Source organism: Sporomusa sp., assembly GCF_035561255.1.
Lineage (GTDB): Bacteria > Bacillota > Negativicutes > Sporomusales > Sporomusaceae > Sporomusa.
In genome coordinates, this window is record NZ_DATMXX010000310.1 from 1 (window position 1) to 20,005 (window position 20,005).

At 45.2% G+C, this 20,005-nt stretch carries 18 protein-coding genes; 15 read left to right on the forward strand and 3 right to left on the reverse strand.

Going from position 1 to position 20,005, the window contains the following annotated elements; genetic code table 11:
* Positions 1–150: 150 nt before the first annotated feature.
* Positions 151–1,551 (reverse strand): GntP family permease, encoded by a 1,401-nt coding sequence (locus VN379_RS16770; protein WP_325535903.1) that lies wholly within the window; start codon positions 1,549–1,551, stop codon positions 151–153.
* A gap of 433 nt (positions 1,552–1,984) precedes the next feature.
* Between VN379_RS16770 and VN379_RS16775 the strand changes: the two genes are divergently transcribed.
* The 6 genes from VN379_RS16775 to VN379_RS16800 all read left to right on the forward strand — a co-directional run bounded on the left by VN379_RS16775 (position 1,985) and on the right by VN379_RS16800 (position 9,581).
* Positions 1,985–2,725, forward strand: coding sequence for a beta-ketoacyl-ACP reductase (locus VN379_RS16775; RefSeq protein ID WP_325535904.1), 741 nt, complete (start codon positions 1,985–1,987; stop codon positions 2,723–2,725).
* A 314-nt stretch (positions 2,726–3,039) separates the two neighbouring features.
* Entirely contained in the window at positions 3,040–4,806 is a 1,767-nt protein-coding gene (locus VN379_RS16780) for a sigma-54-dependent Fis family transcriptional regulator (protein WP_325535905.1), read from the forward strand.
* Positions 4,807–4,964: 158 nt separating this feature from the next.
* Complete coding sequence (gene corA, locus VN379_RS16785) at positions 4,965–6,035, forward strand: magnesium/cobalt transporter CorA (protein WP_325535906.1); 1,071 nt, start codon at positions 4,965–4,967, stop codon at positions 6,033–6,035.
* Positions 6,036–6,243: 208 nt separating this feature from the next.
* On the forward strand, positions 6,244–7,464 hold the full coding sequence (locus VN379_RS16790) for a response regulator (RefSeq protein ID WP_325535907.1): 1,221 nt from the start codon (positions 6,244–6,246) through the stop codon (positions 7,462–7,464).
* 292 nt (positions 7,465–7,756) lie between these two features.
* Complete coding sequence (locus VN379_RS16795; protein ID WP_325535908.1) at positions 7,757–8,890, forward strand: sensor histidine kinase; 1,134 nt, start codon at positions 7,757–7,759, stop codon at positions 8,888–8,890.
* A 274-nt stretch (positions 8,891–9,164) separates the two neighbouring features.
* Entirely contained in the window at positions 9,165–9,581 is a 417-nt protein-coding gene (locus VN379_RS16800) for a TadE/TadG family type IV pilus assembly protein (RefSeq protein WP_325535909.1), read from the forward strand.
* Between the two features lie 413 nt (positions 9,582–9,994).
* Here VN379_RS16800 and VN379_RS16805 read toward each other — a convergent pair whose 3' ends face one another.
* Positions 9,995–10,312: a pyrimidine/purine nucleoside phosphorylase gene (locus VN379_RS16805; RefSeq protein ID WP_325535910.1), complete on the reverse strand. Its 318-nt coding sequence runs from the start codon at positions 10,310–10,312 to the stop codon at positions 9,995–9,997.
* Positions 10,313–10,569: 257 nt separating this feature from the next.
* Between VN379_RS16805 and VN379_RS16810 the strand changes: the two genes are divergently transcribed.
* The 7 genes from VN379_RS16810 (at position 10,570) to rsmI (ending at position 16,696) form a co-directional block, all read left to right on the forward strand.
* Positions 10,570–12,003: an aminotransferase class I/II-fold pyridoxal phosphate-dependent enzyme gene (locus VN379_RS16810; protein WP_414715012.1), complete on the forward strand. Its 1,434-nt coding sequence runs from the start codon at positions 10,570–10,572 to the stop codon at positions 12,001–12,003.
* A 10-nt stretch (positions 12,004–12,013) separates the two neighbouring features.
* Positions 12,014–12,691 (forward strand): thymidylate kinase, encoded by a 678-nt coding sequence (locus tag VN379_RS16815; protein WP_325535912.1) that lies wholly within the window; start codon positions 12,014–12,016, stop codon positions 12,689–12,691.
* Between the two features lie 129 nt (positions 12,692–12,820).
* Positions 12,821–13,273 (forward strand): YaaR family protein, encoded by a 453-nt coding sequence (locus VN379_RS16820; RefSeq protein ID WP_414715011.1) that lies wholly within the window; start codon positions 12,821–12,823, stop codon positions 13,271–13,273.
* A gap of 2 nt (positions 13,274–13,275) precedes the next feature.
* Entirely contained in the window at positions 13,276–14,301 is a 1,026-nt protein-coding gene (gene holB / locus VN379_RS16825) for a DNA polymerase III subunit delta' (protein WP_325535924.1), read from the forward strand.
* Entirely contained in the window at positions 14,273–15,082 is an 810-nt protein-coding gene (locus VN379_RS16830; protein ID WP_325535914.1) for a stage 0 sporulation family protein, read from the forward strand. Before holB ends, VN379_RS16830 begins: the two co-directional genes overlap by 29 nt.
* Positions 15,082–15,849: a tRNA1(Val) (adenine(37)-N6)-methyltransferase gene (locus tag VN379_RS16835; protein WP_325535915.1), complete on the forward strand. Its 768-nt coding sequence runs from the start codon at positions 15,082–15,084 to the stop codon at positions 15,847–15,849. The genes VN379_RS16830 and VN379_RS16835 overlap by 1 nt, the downstream gene beginning before the upstream one ends.
* Positions 15,836–16,696 carry a 16S rRNA (cytidine(1402)-2'-O)-methyltransferase gene (gene rsmI / locus VN379_RS16840; RefSeq protein ID WP_325535916.1) on the forward strand — a complete coding sequence of 287 codons (861 nt, stop codon included), beginning with the start codon at positions 15,836–15,838 and terminating at the stop codon, positions 16,694–16,696. Before VN379_RS16835 ends, rsmI begins: the two co-directional genes overlap by 14 nt.
* Before the next feature lie 10 nt (positions 16,697–16,706).
* Here rsmI and VN379_RS16845 read toward each other — a convergent pair whose 3' ends face one another.
* Entirely contained in the window at positions 16,707–16,955 is a 249-nt protein-coding gene (locus VN379_RS16845; protein ID WP_144352568.1) for an AbrB/MazE/SpoVT family DNA-binding domain-containing protein, read from the reverse strand.
* 288 nt (positions 16,956–17,243) lie between these two features.
* On the opposite strand from VN379_RS16845, the gene metG reads away from it, so the two are divergent.
* Together metG and VN379_RS16855 are read left to right on the forward strand one after the other, a co-directional pair.
* Positions 17,244–19,181, forward strand: coding sequence for a methionine--tRNA ligase (metG, locus tag VN379_RS16850; protein WP_325535918.1), 1,938 nt, complete (start codon positions 17,244–17,246; stop codon positions 19,179–19,181).
* A gap of 1 nt (position 19,182) precedes the next feature.
* The gene (locus VN379_RS16855; RefSeq protein WP_325535920.1) at positions 19,183–19,950 is read left to right on the forward strand and encodes a TatD family hydrolase; all 768 of its coding nucleotides are present in this window, start codon (positions 19,183–19,185) and stop codon (positions 19,948–19,950) included.
* Positions 19,951–20,005: the final 55 nt, after the last annotated feature.

Genomic DNA, 20,005 nt, shown 5'->3' on the forward strand with positions numbered 1-20,005 from the left:
CTTATACACTATCTATTCCAGGTTAATGATTGTTGTTAAACGGTAATTTAACAGTTAGTTGAATCCAAATTAAGTGGGAAATTGCTATTGCTAATGAAAAACCTGTGTTGATGACAACACAGGTTTTTATTATTCTTGCAAATGTACAAATTACAGTATTCCGGTCATGGAGTGAAGGAGAATAATCACAAACACCATGAGGGTTTTGAGGCAGGTCAGGACAAAAATATCACCATAAGAATCTTTGTGGGTTAGACCGCATACTGCAAGCAAGGTAATAACTGCACCGTTATGAGGCAATGTGTCCATGCCGCCGGAAGCCATAGATGCTACCCTGTGTAGTATTTCCGGTGACATGCCAATAGAATTGGCCCAAGCCAGCCAGTCTTTAGCCATAAGGTCTAAGGCAATAGACATGCCGCCTGAGGCTGACCCGGTAACTCCGGCGAGAATATTAACTGTCACTGCTTCAGATACCAGCGGTGAACCGCCCACCTTAATGCTCATCAACGCACTTGAAATGGATTTGAAGCCTGTTAGGGAAGCGATAACATTGCCATAGCCTACTTCCGAGGCAGTGTTCATGATTGCCAGGAGCGAACCAACCGCACCGGCATTAAGAGATTTAGCCAGCATACCGGTCGAGCCAAGGTTTCTGTAGCCTAGGACAATAGCTAGGCCAATACCGGTAACAAGAGCAATAATCAATGACCAGATGCTGATAACATTACTGACTGCCGCAGCAGTCATCGGTAGCTTCATTGCTTTAAAGGGCTCGAGGATTGCCGGATCCCAAGTGAACATCCGGGTCATAGCAAAATTGACGATAAGGACGGCGAGCAGTGGCAGAATTGACAGTTGCCAGGAGGGAAGGGCGGTGTCATTTTTGATTTCAGGCTCGTTAATACTATGATTGCCATACCCTTCGCCTGCGGCTGCCGCTTGTTTCCGGCGATGTTCCAGCCATAAAATACCCAAGGTTAAAATAGCTGTACCGCCTAATAGGCCAAGAATGGGAGCAGCATAGATGTTAGTTCCGAAGAAATTAGTAGGAATAAGGTTTTGAATTTGGGGTGTGCCGGGAATACAGTCCATAGTGGCTGTAAATGCACCAAGTGCAATAGTGGCTGGCAGCAATCTTTTAGGAATATCAGCTTGTTTAAATAACGCCGATGCAAAAGGATAGATGGCAAATACAACAACGAACAGGCTTACGCCGCCGTAGGTAAGAACACAACCGGCCAAAACAATCGATAGAATTGCCCGATCTTTACCTAAACCTTTAATAATGGCTTGGGCAATACCTTTGGCTAAGCCGGTATCTTCCATCAATTTGCCAAAAACTGCACCAAGTAAAAACACTGGGAAAAACGACTTAATATAGGTAACCGCTTTAGCCATGAACAGCTCAGTGTAGGCTGGCATGAGGGAAAGGCCGGATAACGACGCAGCAAGTAAAGCGAACACCGGGGCGAATAGAATTACTGAAAAACCACGATAGGCAAAGAACATAAGCAAAAATAAACTAAGGAGAATGCCGATTACTTCCATTTAATTAACCTCCTAAAGATATTAGAGTGTTTTTTACATTATTAATCAGAGTGTATGCTGAGATAACCTCCTTTCTACATAGTGCGCAATTCACATATATTTATAAGCAAGTATCATGCCAGTAAAAAAAAAAATTTGCAAAATCAAGATAAAATCATTATTTTCTGTCTTCTGCAGGGGTTACAACGGGTGGCCTTGAACAAAACAACACGTGTGGGTGTATATATTAATAGACAGTGTGTGTATGAAGTGCGACATATATGCATCGCTGCTCTAGCGGTATCACGTGTTGTATTGTTTGGAAACAACATTTATCTGTAATTTTTACCACCGTGGATATTGGCATGATTTTTGCATCATACTTAAAATGTGCATTGCAATCGTATACCATTTCTCAAATATGTTCTTTATTTAAAACGGGGAGGTATTTTCTATGAAGGGTTTGAAAAACAAAGTAGTAATTATTACTGGGGCTGCAAGCGGAATCGGTAAGGCAACTGCGCTGCGCTTTGCCGAAGAGGGTGCAAATATTGTTATTGCTGATTTTGCTGATGGCACGGCTGCTGTAAAAGAGGTAACAGACAAAGGCGTGCAGGCTATCTACATTCAAGTCAATGTTACTGACTCCGAGAATGTTAAGGCTATGGTAGCTAAGACGATAGAGGTTTTTGGCAAGGTAGATGTATTGATCAATAATGCAGGTATTACTAAAGATGCCATGATGAAAAAGATGACTAAAGATGCCTGGGATTCAGTAATAAATGTTAACCTGACAGGGGTATTTAATTGCACTTCGGCAGTGCTGCCTCAGATGCTTGAACAGAAATCAGGAGTGGTACTCACGACTTCTTCAGTAGTTGGATTGTATGGTAACCTTGGTCAAACCAACTATGCCGCCGCTAAGTGGGGGGTAATCGGTATGACTAAGTCCTGGGCCAAGGAAATGGCGCGTAATGGTCTCCGTTTTAACTGCGTGGCACCAGGGTTTATTGCCACTGAAATGGTCAAAAAAATTCCGGAGCAGGTTCTAAATGAAAAAATATTGGTTAAAGTACCTGCCGGACGGCTTGGTGAACCGGAGGAGATTGCTGCAGCTTTCGCCTTCCTCGCATCTGATGATGCCAAATTTATCAATGGTGCAGTGCTTAGCGTTGATGGTGCCTGTACGTTATAAGCTGGTATAACGCTGTTTAGTTATTTATAAAAAGGTAACGCGGAGTAATTGCACTCCGCGTTATTTTTTTTGTATATATGAAATCCAACCTAGCCCTGCGGCCATTGCATTTCTAAAGATAACATGTAATTTTTATTGAATACTATATAATTAGGCTAACTGGTTAAAATTCGTTAGTTTCTGACATTTTTCATTGATAGGAAGACTTTTTTTGTAGACACTAACATAGTCACGTTCTATAATTGTTTTTAGCAGGTGAATTTTGCAAGCAAAGTTAGCTTATGTAAGGCAATTATTTTATAGGAGGTCCCGGAATGCATAAATGTGGAGTGAGCGGTCTGCTGGAAGCATTCGCGTCGACCGGTATGACAGAACTGCGGACTGTGCTTGATTCGGTCTGTAATGGGATAGTAGTGGTCAACTATCAAGGGATGATTACATTTTTTAATACCGCTGCTGAAAATATTAGCGGATTAAAAGCCGAAACCGTTATGGGGAAAATGGTAGATGACGTTATTCCCAGTACCGGGCTGATCCGGGTTATGGAGACCGGTGTGGCTGAACTTAATCAACGGCAGATTATTGGAAGATGCGAAATATTAACAAATCGTACCCCTATAATGAAAGAGAATATAATTGTCGGAGCAGTTGCAATCTTTCAGGATATTACCGAATTTAATGAGGTAGTTACCCAGCTTGAAGATATAAAAAGGCTCAAGAGTACACTGGAATCCATTCTGGAAAGCATGCATGAAGGTGTTGTGGTTGTGGACAAAGCCGGCAATATCACTATGCTGAATAAAGCATACAGCGAATTCCTTGCTGTTGACCCGAAAGAGGTGGTAGGGAAGCATGTTGCTGAGGTTATTCCTAATACCAGAATGCATCTTGTAGTTCAGGAAGGTAAGGCTGAAGTCACTGATATCCAGAAAATCCAGGAGAATACCAGTGTTGTCACCAGGATTCCTATTGTCAAAGATGGCGAAATCATCGGAGCGGTCGGCAACATGATTTTTAGAGATGTGAAAGATCTGAAGTCACTTGCCGGAAAAATCAGCAAGCTTGAATCAGAGTTGGAGTACTATAAGGAAGAGTTGTTCAAGGTATATGGCGGCAAGTATACCTTTGATAGCATTGTCGGTAATAGTGATACAATGAAATGCCTGAAAGAGGTAGCAGCTAAAGCGGCTAAGGGAATGTCGACAGTATTGATTCTGGGGGAAACCGGTACTGGCAAGGAATTATTTGCTCACGCCGTGCACAACGCCAGCAGACGGCGACAGGGTCCTTTTATAAAGATTAATTGTGCAGCACTGCCCGAGAACCTTTTGGAAGCAGAATTATTTGGCTATGAGGAAGGGGCATTTACTGGCGCTCGCAAGGGTGGAAAGCCTGGTAAATTTGAATTGGCTAATGGCGGGACCATATTTCTGGATGAGATAGGTGAAATGACTCTGGCTATGCAAGTAAAATTGCTTAGGGTACTGCAGGAGCGTGAGCTGGAGCGCCTCGGCGGAACGAAATCGATTAAGATTGATATCCGGGTGATTGCGGCAACTAACCGTGATCTTGAAAATATGATTCAGCAAAAGCTATTCCGCCAGGATTTATATTACCGGTTAAATATATTTACAATCAATATTCCCCCGCTAAGAGAGCGAACAGATGACATCCTTTTGTTATGCCGGATGTTGTTCCAGAAAATCAATAATCAGGTTGAGCACTGGGTGGAAGGAATTACACCGGAAGCACTGGCTATGTTAATGCAATATAACTGGCCGGGTAATGTTCGCGAGCTTGAAAATGTTCTGGAACGGGCAATAAACCTTATGGATGACGAGATAATTATTGCGCCGGAGCATTTACCGCCTATGCTTAAAAAGGTAAATGGAATCAAGGCTGAGACTGGGGACGGGTTCCCGCCTCACGATTTGGCAGACATAAAAGAAGATGCAGAGAGGCAGGCAATTATACGGGCGCTTGCTGCCGCTGGCGGCAATAAGAGCAAAGCCGCTAAAATTTTAGGTATTCATCGCTCCGGTTTTTATCAAAAAATGCAAAAGTATAATCTTCTAAAGTAGGATGGATTTAAGCAAAAGAGCCCTTGCGTTCTAGTAGAATACGCAAGGGCTTATATATAGAAATATGTGGCCAGAGCACATGCTCTCAATTCCAATAAAGGTAAAATATGTAATAATAAAGAATGTCTTTTCTTACATATTTTTTCGTGAGGTGAGTTATGCCTAAATTTCAGAGAGTCAGGGCTTCCAAGGTTGGTTTGCCACCGGGAACGTTGGTGCATATTGGTGATATGCGAGCCGATAAGGCTTATATTAGTGTGGTACAGTATGATGGTGATATATTTACTGAAACTAAGGGTGTCTTAGCTAATGATTTGACGAAGTTAACGGTTAAATCTGGTGTCACCTGGATTAATGTTAAGGGACTTAATTCTACAGCTGTTGAAACCATCGGTCAGCAGTATAATATTCATCCTCTGGTACTTGAAGACATCTTGAACACTGACCAGCGACCTAAGCTGGAGGACTATGGAGACTATTTATGTGTAATTATAAAATCATTGAATATGGCAAATGGGGCGGTTGATTATGAGACCGAGCAGGTTAGTCTTATCCTGGGGGCAAATTATGTAATCTCTTTTCTCGAGAGCCTGCCGGAGGAACGGGATGTTTTTGCCGGAATTTATGAAAGAATCAAAAGTGGGAGGGGGAAAATTAGAAAGCTGGGAGCAGACTACTTGCTATATGCCTTAATTGACAGTGTGGTCGACCATTATTTTTTAGTACTTGAGCATTTGGGGGAAAAAATTGAAATGGTCGAAGATCAGATTGTTGTTCAGCCGCGCCCTGAAGTCTTGCACGAATTACATGTACTTAAGCATGATATGTTGTTCATGCGTAAGTCGGTATGGCCTGTGCGTGAGTTAATTAGTAGGCTTGAACGGGGTGAAGCCGCTCATATAGAAGAATCAACACTGATTTACTTACGGGATGTGTATGATCATGCCATTCAAGTCATCGAAACAATTGAGATTTACCGTGACATGCTGTCAGGCATGATGGATATTTATTTATCCAGTATTAGCAATAGGATGAGTGAAGTCATGAAGATGCTGACAATCATATCAACGATCTTTATTCCGCTCACTTTCATTGCGGGGGTATATGGAATGAACTTTGCCAATATGCCTGAACTGGCATGGGAGTACGGCTATCCATTCATCATGTCGGCTATGCTGGGGTTAGCCCTGATTATGGTTCGCTATTTCCGGCAAAAACGTTGGTTATAAGGGGGCAGGTCATAAGTCCTAATAAATTAATCGGTAGGTCTGATAGGTCACAGGTAAATACTCGGTTAAAATTAATTATAGAGTGTTAGGCGGTAGCAGGCAGTGATATGAGACCGGGGCTCAATATCGCTTAATTCTGATATATTTCGTCACAGTCACAGAGAATGAAGGAGTTTGTCAATGACAACCCATTTAGGGGGCAAGACAAATGGCTGAAAAGATTAAGGTATTTATTGCCGATGATATTGCGGCAACCAGGGAGAATATTTGTAAATTGATGGCGTTTGATCCATCGTTGGTCATAATTGGTCATGCCGAATCAGGGATTGAAGCTGTAGCAAAGGTGAAAAAGCTGAAGCCTGATATAATCTTGATGGATATTAATATGCCGGGTATGGATGGTATTACGGCTTCTGAACAGATTTCTGCAGATGTGCCTGAATCCACGATTATCATGATGAGTGTGCAGGGGGAACCGGAGTATCAAAGGCGGGCTATGGCCGCCGGAGCTAAAAATTATTTGGTAAAGCCCTTTAGCGGGGATGAATTGTTACAGGCCATTAAGCAGAGTTTTAAAAACGAAAACCCTCCAAGCAATGCTATAAGGCTTGATTCCAAGCAGAAAGAACAGGGTAAGCTCATTACAGTCTTTAGCACCAAAGGGGGTATTGGCAAAACAACGATTGCTGCGAATTTGGCGGTGGCCCTGGCAGCTGAAACTGGGTTGAAGATAGGTATTGTTGATGCAGATCTTCAATTTGGCGATGTTGCCCTGCTGCTAAACCTTATGCCACGTGCTACCATTGCTGATTTAGTGCAAAATATTGAGCAGTTGGATGCTAAGCTGTTGGAGGATTATCTGGTACAGTTTAACAACAACGTAAAACTACTGCCTGCGCCCTTACGGCCTGAGCAAGCTGAAACTGTGACAGGCAGCCACCTGTCCGCCATCCTGGGAACCATGCGCTCAAGCTTTAGTTATACAGTAGTTGATACTGCGCCAACCTTTTCCGATACTATGCTGGCAGTACTGGCGGCATCAGACATTATCCTGGTAGTGGCTGCGCTTGATCTGCCAACAATTAAGAATGTCAAACTATGCCTGGAGGTCATGGAGTCACTCCACTATGGTGCAGAAAAGGTCAAAGTGGTGTTAAACAAAACCACTACTGATGGCGACATGGATGTTGGGGAAGTGGAAGAAAGTCTGGGATATAAATTTGCCGCCACTGTTCCTAGTGATAGTAACGTGGTCCTGGCTTCTGTTAACAGGGGAGTACCATTTGTCGTCAGTCATCAGGCTACACCGGTATCACAAAGTATTGATAGTCTGGTTGATCTGGTCATCGGTAGCCGCAGGGGGACAGAACTGCGAGCCGGGCAGTTGGCCCTGGGGGTTGTAGATCGGGTTAAACGGCTATTTGGATAAGGACGCACCAGCTTTTGTAACTATATATTCCGCATTAAAGAAGTTTGCAGGCGCAGGCGGGTGGTGCATTGAACGCTCCACCGCTGGCGCTTGACTTCCGCTTTTGCCAACACACCACCCGCCTGCAAGACTTTAACCCGTTGTATATAGTGAGAATTTAAATATTTAGCAAATGGCAGGAGAGGAGAAGATTTCTACCTTCTTCTGCCATATTTTATTAGCAGGATATGGGCATAGTATGACGAATTGGCTTATAATGTACAATTAGTGTGATGAGGAGCCTGGAGCCTGCATGAAGAACCTTGATGTAAAAATCTTAGATAAGATCGTAAAAGGAACTGTCGCTGCGGTGGAAAAAAGTAAATCGCAGATTTTTGATATATATGAGGCGGCACGGACCGAGATGGAGAATGTGCGGCGGGATGTTGTACGGATTAAGCAAGAAACAGCTGAAATTATTTTTAAAGTTGATGAACTGGAAAAAAAGGAGCGTCGTTCACGGCTTAGACTAATGGAGGTTAGCCGGAATTTCCGTAACTATACAGAGTTTGATATTAAAGCAGCATATGAAGATACTAGCAATGTTCAACTTGAATTGGCGATGTCCCGCCTGCAGGAACAGAATTTACGCCGCCAGCGCGATGATTTGGAGATCAGGCTTAAAGCACTTAAAAATACAGTTGAGAAAGCAGAAGAGCTTGTTTCACAGGTCGGAGCGGTACTAGGCTATTTAGGCAATCAGATGGGAACTGTTGTTACTCAGATTGAATCCTTGCAAGCCAGTCAGGTATTCGGTGCAAAGATAATCCGGGCCCAGGAAGAGGAACGGCGGCGTGTGGCGAGGGAGATTCATGACGGTCCGGCGCAGGCAATGGCAAATATTGTTTTCCGGGCTGAGGTATGCGAACGATTGATTGATACCGATATTGTCCGGGCTAAACATGAGCTCAAAGACCTTCGGGAACAGGTTAGGGTGGCGCTAAGAGAAACCAGGAAGATTATTTTTGATTTGAGACCCATGACACTTGATGACTTAGGGCTTGTACCTACAATTAGACGGGTACTTGATACGATGAAAGAGCGGAGCGGTATTTTTCCAGAGGTTAAAATAATAGGAGAAGAGAAGCGTCTCGATTCCCATATCGAGAGCGGTCTGTTCCGCATTATCCAAGAGGCCCTCAATAATGTGGAAAAACATGCTAGGGCGTCTGCGGTGTGGGTACGGATTGACTTTCGCCCCGGTGCAGTCTCCACGGTGATTGAAGATGATGGAAGAGGTTTTGCAGCAGCAGAGAATGTTGGCAGCGAAAGCTTTGGCTTAATGGGTATACGCGAACGGGTAAATCTCCTGGGGGGCGAGTTGAGTATAAAAGCGGAAGTCGGAAAGGGTACTCGCATCTTTGCGACGGTACCGCTAAAATCATAATGCTTACTTAGTGACCCTCAGGCTATTATTGTTACAAAGAAACCTCCCTAATCATTGGTTAGGAAGGTTTTTTTCATAGCTGTTCCAGCATTAAAGAATTTTGGATGAGGGCCACAGTGGTGCATTTGTGTTGCATATAGGACTATTTGCCTATTACATAAGCTAATTAGCTCTTCGAGAGATAAGACTTAGGTATGATATTACCGATAGCGAATTGATGCTACAATTAAGTTACCAATAGTGAACCCATAACTATTTGGCAAGGGGTGATATTATGAACATTACCCGTTATTTAAAATGCAATCGCGGGCAGACTAAAGTACAGACTGCGATTGTTTTACCTGTGCTGGTACTGATCCTATTTAGTCTTTTAGAGTTTGGACAGGTAATGAATCAATATCTGATACTTACCGCAGCAGCCCGGGAGGGCGCACGGTTGGCTGCAGTTAGTAATGATACAGCAGCACGGGCGGCTGTTAATGGTGCCGTTGCCAGCATTGGTAATAATGACCTGCTTGTTAACATTGGGTATTCAAATGGTAAACGGGAGCAAGGGATGTTGGTTACGGTGACAGTCTGCAAGCCAATTACCGTAATAACACCAATATTTAAAGATATTATCAATCAAGCTTTTACGCCAGATCCACTGACACTGAAAGGTCAGTCGGTTATGAGGGTAGAGGTTCCGTAATTGTCTTGAAGCCGGCGTGACAGTATTGCTTGATAGCCATACAGCCAGAAGAAAGTATTGAAAATGTGATGAAATAAGAGGTTCATTTTTCCCAGCAGGGTTTCAACCAATAGATTACTGGAAACCGAATATAGAATATTGCATGTAAAGAACTTTGTTATTTTTCGTGGTGAGTGAACATGATGTAAAAATACACAGAATTATTTATGTAAAGATGGGGAGCAATAGATCATCCCAAAGATAGCGATGTAGATTTGTAGACTGAAACAGCAGTTGCCGCCAGGTAAAACCGGCGGCAACTGCTGTTTCTAAAATACGTCCTAACCAAGGGACGCAATGGAATTTTCCCTTTGTTTCAAGAGCCCGCAGCAATGAGTGGCGAGAGATCTCCTGTTGTGTGTAATGTAATGTTTCTAACCAGGGATATAGGAGCAGCAGTAGTCTACAACCGTTAATACCTTAAGTTTGAAGCGGGACTCTGCCGGAACGTCAAAGCTGTCACCTGTATTATAAGTACGCCATTCACTTTCTCCAGGCAATAAAACCATCATCTCCCCTGCTAGAATTTCCATAAGTTCAGCTGCTGCGGTGCTGAACTCATAGTCCCCCGGTAACATTATTCCCAGTGTCTTTTTGCTGTTGTCGGCAAAAATTACTGTGCGGCTGGTCACTTTCCCTTCAAAATATACATTAGCTTTTTTGATGATAGATACCTTTTCAAACTGCTCCATACGGCTAATCCTCCTGATGCAAAATTTATTTTGGTTGTGATAAGTGTGGCATGTTGTTTTTATTATAATTTATTACAGTACCTTAGTAAAATAGAAAAGTCTATTTAATGAACTTCACAGCCTTTTGTTTCTTGGAAGCTTGTACCAAAAACCGCTGTGTGTTAAAATATTTACAACTTGCACGGGTATAATATAGCAATGAACTTAAAGGTGGTGGCGGCGTGCTTGATCAGAAAAAAGTACCCTTGCTGGCAGCGATGAATGCATATGTTAAGGATAAAGTAATACCATTTCATACCCCCGGGCACAAAATGGGTAAAGGCATGCATCAGGTGTTAGCGGATTTGGTACCACAACAGACGCTGGCGCTTGACTTGGCGCTAATGGAGGAACTTGACGATTTGCACGAACCGCATGGGCCGGTAAAAGCGGCGCAGGACCTGGCTGCTGACCTGTATGGGGCTGACCATAGCTACTTTGTGGTTAATGGTACAACCGGTGGGATCTATGCGATGATACTTACCATTGCTGGCCCTGGCGATAAGATTATTGTGCCGCGCAATGCTCACCGGTCTATTATCGGGGGCATTATTTTGAGTGGGGCAATCCCGGTGTTCATGCAGCCTGAGGTTGATAATGAGCTGGGCCTCGCCATGGGGGTTACACCGGAAACTGTCGCCCGAACCTTGGAGCTGCACCCTGATGCCAAAGGCGTACTGGTGATTAATCCAACCTATTACGGTGTGGCAACTGATCTGAAAAAAATTGTCGATATTGTCCATGCTCATAACATTCCGGTTGTTGTTGATGAGGCCCACGGACCGCATCTTAAATTCTCAGACCGGCTGCCCATCCAGGCGTTGGATGCGGGAGCTGATATTGTTGCTCAAAGCACTCATAAGATTATTGGCGCGCTGACCCAATGTTCTCTGGTGCACTGCAGGGAAGGGCGTATCCGGGTACCTCGTCTAAAAGCTATGTTACAACTGGTACAGTCTACCAGTCCCAACTACATTCTTTTGGCTTCGCTGGATGTGGCGAGAATGCAGATGGCGACAGAGGGGCATAGCCTGATTGAACGGGCTGTTAAGCTGGCTAATCAGGCCAGAGCGGAAATCAATAAAATTCCTGGATTGTACTGCTTTGGCGAAGAAAAGCTGGGTGATCCCGGTGTTTTCAGCATTGACCCAACCAAGGTAACCGTGACTGTCAAAGGGTTAGGCTTAAAGGGGGCAGAGGCTGAGCGTATTTTACGTCACAAATATAAAATTCAGGTAGAACTATCTGATGTGTACAATATCTTGTTCCTCATCACCTTAGGAGACTCTGAACAAGAGGTCGCGGCACTTGTAGCGGCATTAAGGGATATGGCGGCTACTCACCATGGGACACGTGATTTTTCCGATATTCACGAGATATATCTGTCTGGCAAGTATCCTCAACCACCGGAGCAGGTAATTTCGCCAAGAGATGCATTGTTTGGCAATACCTGCATGGTGCCATTCAAAGATGCGGACGGAATGATATGTGCTGAAATTGTTACTTTTTATCCACCGGGTATTCCGATGCTTTGTCCGGGGGAACGGATTACTCAGGAGATCATTGACTACTGCCATGTTTTGCAGAATGCCGGACTGCATATCTCCGGGCCGGAGGATTATTTGCTTAAAACAATCAAGGTAGTTGACTGACGGAGGTATTATGCGAGGAAAGTTAATTGTAATTGAAGGTACCGATGGTAGTGGAAAGGCAACGCAGGCCGGGAAGCTGGTGGACTGCCTCAGTGCCGAAGGCATTGTTGTACGTAAGGTTGACTATCCTAATTACCAGAGTCAATCGTCCGCTTTGGTTAAGATGTATTTGAATGGTGAGTTCGGTAACCGTCCGGAAGATCTTAACGCTTATGCTGCTTCGGCGTTTTATGCGGTTGATCGTATTGCTTCTTATAAAAAAGAATGGGAGAAGTTCTATCTAAGCGGCGGTGTTGTTATCGCTGACCGTTATACCACCTCTAATATGATTCATCAGGCTGTTAAAATCACCGATGAGAATGAAAGAAAAGACTATCTTGACTGGTTATGGGATTTTGAGTTTGCGAAATGTGGATTGCCTGTTCCTGATGCGGTGTTTTTTTTGGCGATGCCACCGGAGGTTAGCCAGCAGCTTATGCGTGGGCGGGAAAGCAAGGCAGGTGGCAGTAAGGATATTCACGAGCAGGATAGTAATTATTTGACCCATTGCTATAAAAATGCCTGTGATATTGCAGAACGGTTTGCCTGGCACAAGATTGATTGCGTCCAGGAGGGCACCGTCAAATCAATTGAAAAAATACATAAGGAAATATACCGGCAGGTCGGCGCACTTATTAGCAGGGCATGATAACAGCCCTGCTTTTAAATTACCGTTTTTCTGCCAAATATTTGATTATTTTAGTAAAACCATTTATAATTTAAGGGATAAGAAGTATGTTATCTGCCCTGTATTTTCCAGGCAGGAGGATTAGCGTTAATGAGTATGAGAATAAATAAATTGGATATGGGAAATCAACCGGTAGTAGCTGAGCGTGAACAGGCCGGAAAAGCCGAAAAGACGGGTGATTACTTTGCTGCTGACCTGTTGAAAACTCAGGAAAAGCAATCATCAGAACGGCTACAGGCATTGCTTTCTGAAATTGATGAAAGCGGTCGCCGCTTGTCGAACATGCCGACATACGGAGAACTTAAATCGTATAAGGAGCTTGTTCGGAAATTTATCGGCGAGGCTGTATCCCGCATGTATACGCTGGAATCACGTGCTGGCTGGGACCGTCATGGCCGGCAAAAGATGTTCACAACCATTCGGCAAGTCGATGAAAAGCTAGGTGAAATGGCTGAAGATGTGCGCGTAGGTCAGCAGCGCCAATTATCAATCATGTCTAAACATGACGCGATACGTGGCATGTTGGTCGACCTATACACTTAATGATGTTAAATTGGAACGAAATAATTGGCCATGAGGCTTCTGTAAGAATACTCAGGGGGATGCTGCTTGCTGATAGAATGCCGCATGCGTTATTATTTACCGGTCCGGCGGGTATTGGTAAAAGCTTGGCCGGTAAACTCTTAGCAGCCGGAATCTTATGCGATGGTGACAGTAACCGACCCTGTGGGTTTTGTCAGGCCTGCATAATGTACAACCGGACTGCACACCCTGATTTTACACTGGTGCGGCCTGACGGCAGGGCAATTAAGATTGATCAAATCCGCGCCTTGCAGCATTTTGCTGCTTTAGCGCCAGCTGTGGGTTCGCGGCGGGTGTGCATTATTGAAGATGCTGAGCTGATGACGGTTCAGGCCGCTAATAGTTTGCTCAAATTGTTAGAAGAACCACCGCCCGGCTTTGTCTTTATTCTGGTGGCAGGGATGGCACAGCCATTACTCCCCACAATCTTGTCACGTTGTCAAAAAATTCAGTTTCAGCCGTTGGCGGCAAACACACTTGTCCAGGCGCTTATTGCAAGAGGATATGCACCCGAAGCTGCCAATGTTGCTGCCCGGCTAAGTGGAGGCCGCATGGGGGCGGCACTGGGTTTACTGGCGCCTGATGGTTTGCTGGCCCGGAATACAGCGGCAGAACTGCTGGATAGTCTGCTAGATAGCGGTATGGAACCCGTCTGGGACAGGGCACTCAGGCTTGATGGCCTTGAAACCAAAGAAGTGGTAGGTATTTTGGGATTTTTGGTATATTTACTTCGTGATGTGGTACTCATAGCCGGCAGGTATAGCGAGCATCTGTTATACAATAGTGACTGTATTCCCCGACTTAACGGCTGGGCGGCCAATTGGTCTGAAGGACAAAGTATGCTGGCTATCAGTGCTGTAAAGAATACAATTCGTGCTATTAGTGGTAATGCAAATACCCGGTTGGCAGTTGAAGCATTACTAATAAATCTAAAGGATTTGGCGGAAAAGGAGATTAAGTATGTTGACAGTAGTAGGTATCCGCTTTAAAAAAGCGGGTAAAATATATTATTTTGACCCAGGTGGTATGGAAATCAATGCTGGTGAGCATGTCATTGTAGAAACAGCAAGAGGCCTGGAGTTTGGCGATGTTGTTGTTGGACCGCGGCAAGTGGAAGATAGCCAGATCGTAGCCCCCCTAAAACCGGTTTTGCGTAAAGCGACACCTGAGGATGAGGAAAAGGTCAATGATAATCGCAAGAAAGAGAAAGAAGCCTTTAAAATCTGTGAGCAAAAAATTCAGGTTCATGCCTTGCCAATGAACCTGGTTGATGTTGAATATACTTTTGATGTAAATAAGATAATTTTTTACTTTACTGCTGAAGGGCGCATAGATTTTCGCGAGCTGGTAAAAGATTTGGCCAGTGTATTCCGGACTCGTATTGAACTCAGGCAGATTGGCGTACGGGATGAGGCCAAACTAATGAATGGAATTGGCTGCTGCGGCCGGTCGCTGTGTTGTGCCACCTTTCTGGGAGACTTTGAACCAGTGTCGATCAGGATGGCCAAAGACCAGCACTTGTCGCTTAACCCTACTAAAATTTCAGGTATTTGCGGGCGTCTGATGTGTTGCCTGAAGTACGAAAACGATTGTTATGGCGGCTGCTGTGCCAAGAAAGTTGTTGCGCCAGTGGTTGGTAAAGAGGTAGTGACGGTCGATGGTGAGGGCCGGGTATTAACAATTAACCAGCAGAAACGAACCGCTACAATTGCCCTGCCTGAAGGCAAAACCTTAGTCATCCCCTGGGACGAAGTAGTGGAAAAAGAATAATGACAGCGACCGGGGTTAGGTTAAAACCTGGTGAACGGGTAGATGACCTTGTTATTAATAATATGAAACTAATACAGCATCCTGACGAGTTTTGCTTCTCGCTGGATGCTGTATTATTGGCACATTTTGCCAGCCTGCGGCCAGGCAGTGAGGTAATTGATCTTGGTGCCGGTACCGGGGTTATCGGCCTGTTGCTACTGGCGCGGGGCGCAGCGGCTGTTACTGGTATTGAAATAAATCCCGACATGGCGGATATGGCTTGCCGTTCAGCCGAGTGTAACGGTCTTGCAAACAGGCTTAACATTATTAACGGTGACTTGCGGCTGATTAAAGAGCTTTTACCAGGCGGCGGTTCTGAACTGGTTGTTTCCAATCCGCCTTACCGCCCCGTAGGGGGTGGCTATATAAGCCCTAATAACCGGGTAGCGATGGCAAGGCATGAATTAACAGCAAGCCTTACTGATGTTGTCGCTGCTGCTAAATATCTGGTGAAGTATCGCGGCCGGTTTGCTATGGTGCACCTGCCTGAGCGGCTGGCAGAGATTACGCTGGCAATGTGTGCGGCTGGCATTGAGCCCAAGCGGCTGCAGCTTGTGTATCCGGCTGCAGGAAAGAAGCCCAATATGCTTCTAATTGAGGGTGTACGGGGTGCCAGACCGGGAATTGATGTATTGCCGCCATTAATTGTATATACTACTGATGGGAGCTATAGTGAAGATATTATGAAGCTCTATAGAACAGGTGACTTCTGTGATGATAACAGCTAAAGGAACGCTCTATCTATGTCCTACCCCGCTCGGCAATCTGGAGGACATGACTTTCCGGGCTGTCCGGGTGTTAAAGGAGGCGGCAGTTATTGCCGCTGAGGACACCAGGCATACACTTAAACTATTAAACCACTTTGATATCCGTGTACCGCTGATTAGCTATCACGAGCATAATAAAGATGAACGCGGTCCTGAGCTTGTTCAGCGTCTTTTAAATGGTGAGACAATTGCTTTAGTTAGCGACGCCGGGATGCCGGGTATATCTGACCCAGGTGTTGACTTGGTGCGGCTGGCCGTTATGAGTGGTGTTACGGTAGTGCCGCTGCCGGGGCCTAATGCGGCGTTGACTGCACTGATTGCCTCAGGGCTTGATACCAACACATTTACTTTTATCGGTTTTTTACCCAAGACCAATAAACACCGGTTGGCCATGCTGTCTAAGCTGTCTAACCACCCGCATACTTTGTTGTTTTATGAAGCGCCACACCGGGTGCGGGCCACGTTGCATGAGCTTAGAGAAGCTCTTGGTGACCGCCAAGCCGTTGCCGCCCGGGAATTGACCAAGAAGTTTGAAGAGTTTGTCCGTGGGGACCTGGATAGTATCGGACGGCATTTTACTGAGAATCAACCTAGGGGTGAATTTACTATTCTGGTAGCTGGCCGGCCCGCGGGCGAAGAAGTAGCAGAAGAACCGGACTCTCTGGCAGGCCTTGATGTAATACAGGCTGTTGCCGCGCTTATAAACCGGGGCATAAATAAAAAAGACGCCATCCGTGAGGTGGCGTCGCAAAGAGGTCTGCCAAAAAGGCAGGTATACCAAGCTGTTCTTGACAGCGATTTAGTTTAATATGTAAGGCTTATACAGCCTTATTGCCCATGGACTCAAGGCATTCCTTGCAGACATTCTTGTTTTTAAAATTAGTAACATCAGCTGCATTGCCGCAGAATACACAAGCTGGCTCATATTTCCGGAGGATGATGCGGTCACTGTCTACATAAATTTCCAGGGCGTCTTTTTCTTCGATATCCAGAGTACGACGCAATTCAATAGGAATTACCACCCTACCTAGCTCGTCCACTTTACGTACTATACCAGTTGATTTCATTTTTCTTTCTCCCTTCACACTCTACTATAATTTTTAATAACATTCAATCAACAAGATTCGACAAAACCTGCTCAACTAAATAATACCAAATATTACAATGCTTGTCAACCTAGAAATTTCCAAATGGCAAATTATTTTTGAATTGCAGTGTATACTGTGTATAAAAACACCGTACAATGTCATATAATACTACTTTATGTCGAAGAATACAACTGTTGACAATTATGATAACAATGTCTATAATTGGTAAAATATACGAAAAGCGCGTCATGCTAAAAGGAGGATCTTATGCCCAAAAAAACCTTTTATATTACTACTCCGATTTACTATCCCAGCGACCGGCTCCATATCGGACATGCATATTGCACGACGGTTGCCGATACTATCGCCCGCTATAAACGGCTGGCCGGGTTTGACGTGTTGTTCCTGACCGGCTCGGACGAACACGGCCAAAAAATTCAACGCAAGGCTGAAGAGAACAATACTACGCCGCAGGCTTATGTGGATAAGATTGTGGCGTCTTTTAAACATTTATGGGAAAAACTTAACATATCTAATGACGATTTTATCCGTACTACTGAAAGCCGTCACCATGAGCTGGTGCAGGCGGTATTCCAAAAAATCTATGATCAGGGCGATATTTACAAAGCCGAGTACGAAGGCTGGTACTGTACGCCGTGTGAGACTTTTTGGATGGAGCGGCAGCTTAGCGACGGAAAATGCCCGGACTGCGGCCGCGCTGTTGAGATTGTTAAAGAAGAAAGCTATTTCTTCCGTATGTCTAAATATCAGGAACGATTACTTAGTTACATAGAAGAAAACCCCGAATTTATTCAGCCGACATCCCGCCGCAATGAGATGATTAACTTTATTAAAGGCGGCCTGGAAGACCTGTGTGTATCCCGGACCACCTTTGACTGGGGTATCCCGGTGCCGTTTGATACCAAACACGTGGTGTATGTGTGGTTTGATGCGCTGACTAACTATATCACGGCTGCCGGTTACTTGCATGACCGTGAGAAATTCGCTAAATACTGGCCGGCTGATATTCATCTGGTTGGTAAGGAGATTGTCCGCTTTCACAGCATTATCTGGCCAGTTATTTTGATGGCGCTCGGTGTGGACCTGCCTAAGATGGTATACGGACATGGTTGGCTGGTCGTTGAAGGCGATAAAATGTCAAAGTCCAAAGGTAATGTAATTGATCCGCTGGCTTTAATTGATGAATTTGGTCCTGACGCCATCCGGTATTTCCTGCTGCGGGAAATTACCCTGGGGCTTGATGGCAATTTCTCGCGTGATGCACTGATTAACCGGATTAATGCCGATCTGGCCAATGATTTGGGCAACCTGCTGCATCGTAGTCTGAGTATGATTGGCCGCTTTAATGGCGGTGTGATTGAGGCTCCCGGTGAAACTGAAGCAATTGACCAGGAGCTTATCGAGTTGGCTCGCGTCACTGCTGCCCAGTATGAAAAACACATGGAATACCAGGATATTAACGCCGCACTGAAAGATGTCTGGGCACTGATCGGGCGTACGAATAAATATATCGATGAAACCGGGCCGTGGGCGCTAGCTAAAGATCCGGCTAAAAAAGGCCGGCTCAGTACCGTACTATATAATCTGGCTGAAGTTCTCAGGATTGTTGCTATCCTTATTTCGCCGTTTACACCTGTTACCGCACCGAAGATTTGGCAGCAGCTTGGTCTGGGGACTGAGTTTGCCAACATAACGCTGGGTGAGGCACAAGCCTGGGGCCGTCTGCCTGCCGGTACTGTAGTTGCCAAACCAGAGCCCATCTTCCCGCGGATTGAAGAGAAGCCGGAGGAATCGGTGGCAACCGCACCTGTGGAAGCAGCTGCCGCGGATTCAACTACTGATACACAGGCGCAAGAGCCTGGTATTTCCGAGATTACAATTGATGAGTTTGCCAAAATTGACCTGAGGGTAGCTAAAGTGCTGGCTGCCGAAAAGGTGAAGAAAGCCGATAAACTACTGCTGTTAACAGTTGATCTGGGGACCGAACAGCGTACCATTATCTCCGGCATTGCCAAGCACTATGAACCTGAACAGCTTGTCGGCCAAAATGTTGTTATGGTGGTTAATTTAAAACCGGCTAAAATCCGGGGTATTGAGTCCCGTGGGATGGTTTTGGCTGCATCATGTGACGACAGGCTGCAGCTTGTTACTGCTGATATGCCGCCTGGCAGCAGGGTGAAGTAAGATGCTGTTTGATTCACATGCCCACCTTGACGATAAGCGGTTTGATGATGACCGGCATGAGGTAATTGTCCGGGCTGCAGGAGCCGGACTTGTAGGGATAATCAATGCCGGGGCTTGTATGGAATCGTCGGCCCGCTCAGTCGCGCTTGCTGATGAGCATGACATGATCTATGCTGCTGTCGGTATTCACCCGCATGATGCCAAGGATGCTAAAGCCGAAGATTATGAACAGCTGGCTGCCTGGCATTCCCTGCCGAAAGTGGTGGCTATTGGGGAGATCGGACTGGACTATTACTATGACCTGTCACCACGCGAGGTGCAGCAGCAGGTATTTATCCGTCAGATTGATGTGGCCCGTCAACTTAAGAAGCCAATTATTATTCATGACCGGGATGCCCATGGCGATATTCTGGCGATAGTGAAGAAGGAGGCTAAGGGATTAACCGGTGTGTTTCACTGCTTTTCCGGCAGTCTGGAGATGGCCAGAGAGGTGATTAAGCTTGGCTTCTATGTATCATTTGCCGGACCGGTAACATTTGCTAAAGATGGCAAGCTCAAAGAGGTGGCCGCCAATATACCGCTGGAGCGCCTGCTTGTCGAAACCGATTGTCCGTACCTGACGCCGCAGCCGTTCCGGGGGCGACGCAATGAACCTGCGTATGTTAAATTTACGGCGGAAGAGGTGGCCCGGGTGCGGGGTATAGAGGTTGCTGCCCTGGCTGAAGCGGCGACAGCAAATACTAAACAGCTGTTTAATATTGTTCTATAGCTTGGATTAGAGTATCTAGAATAAAATATTACAATAGCAGGAATAAAATGGAAAA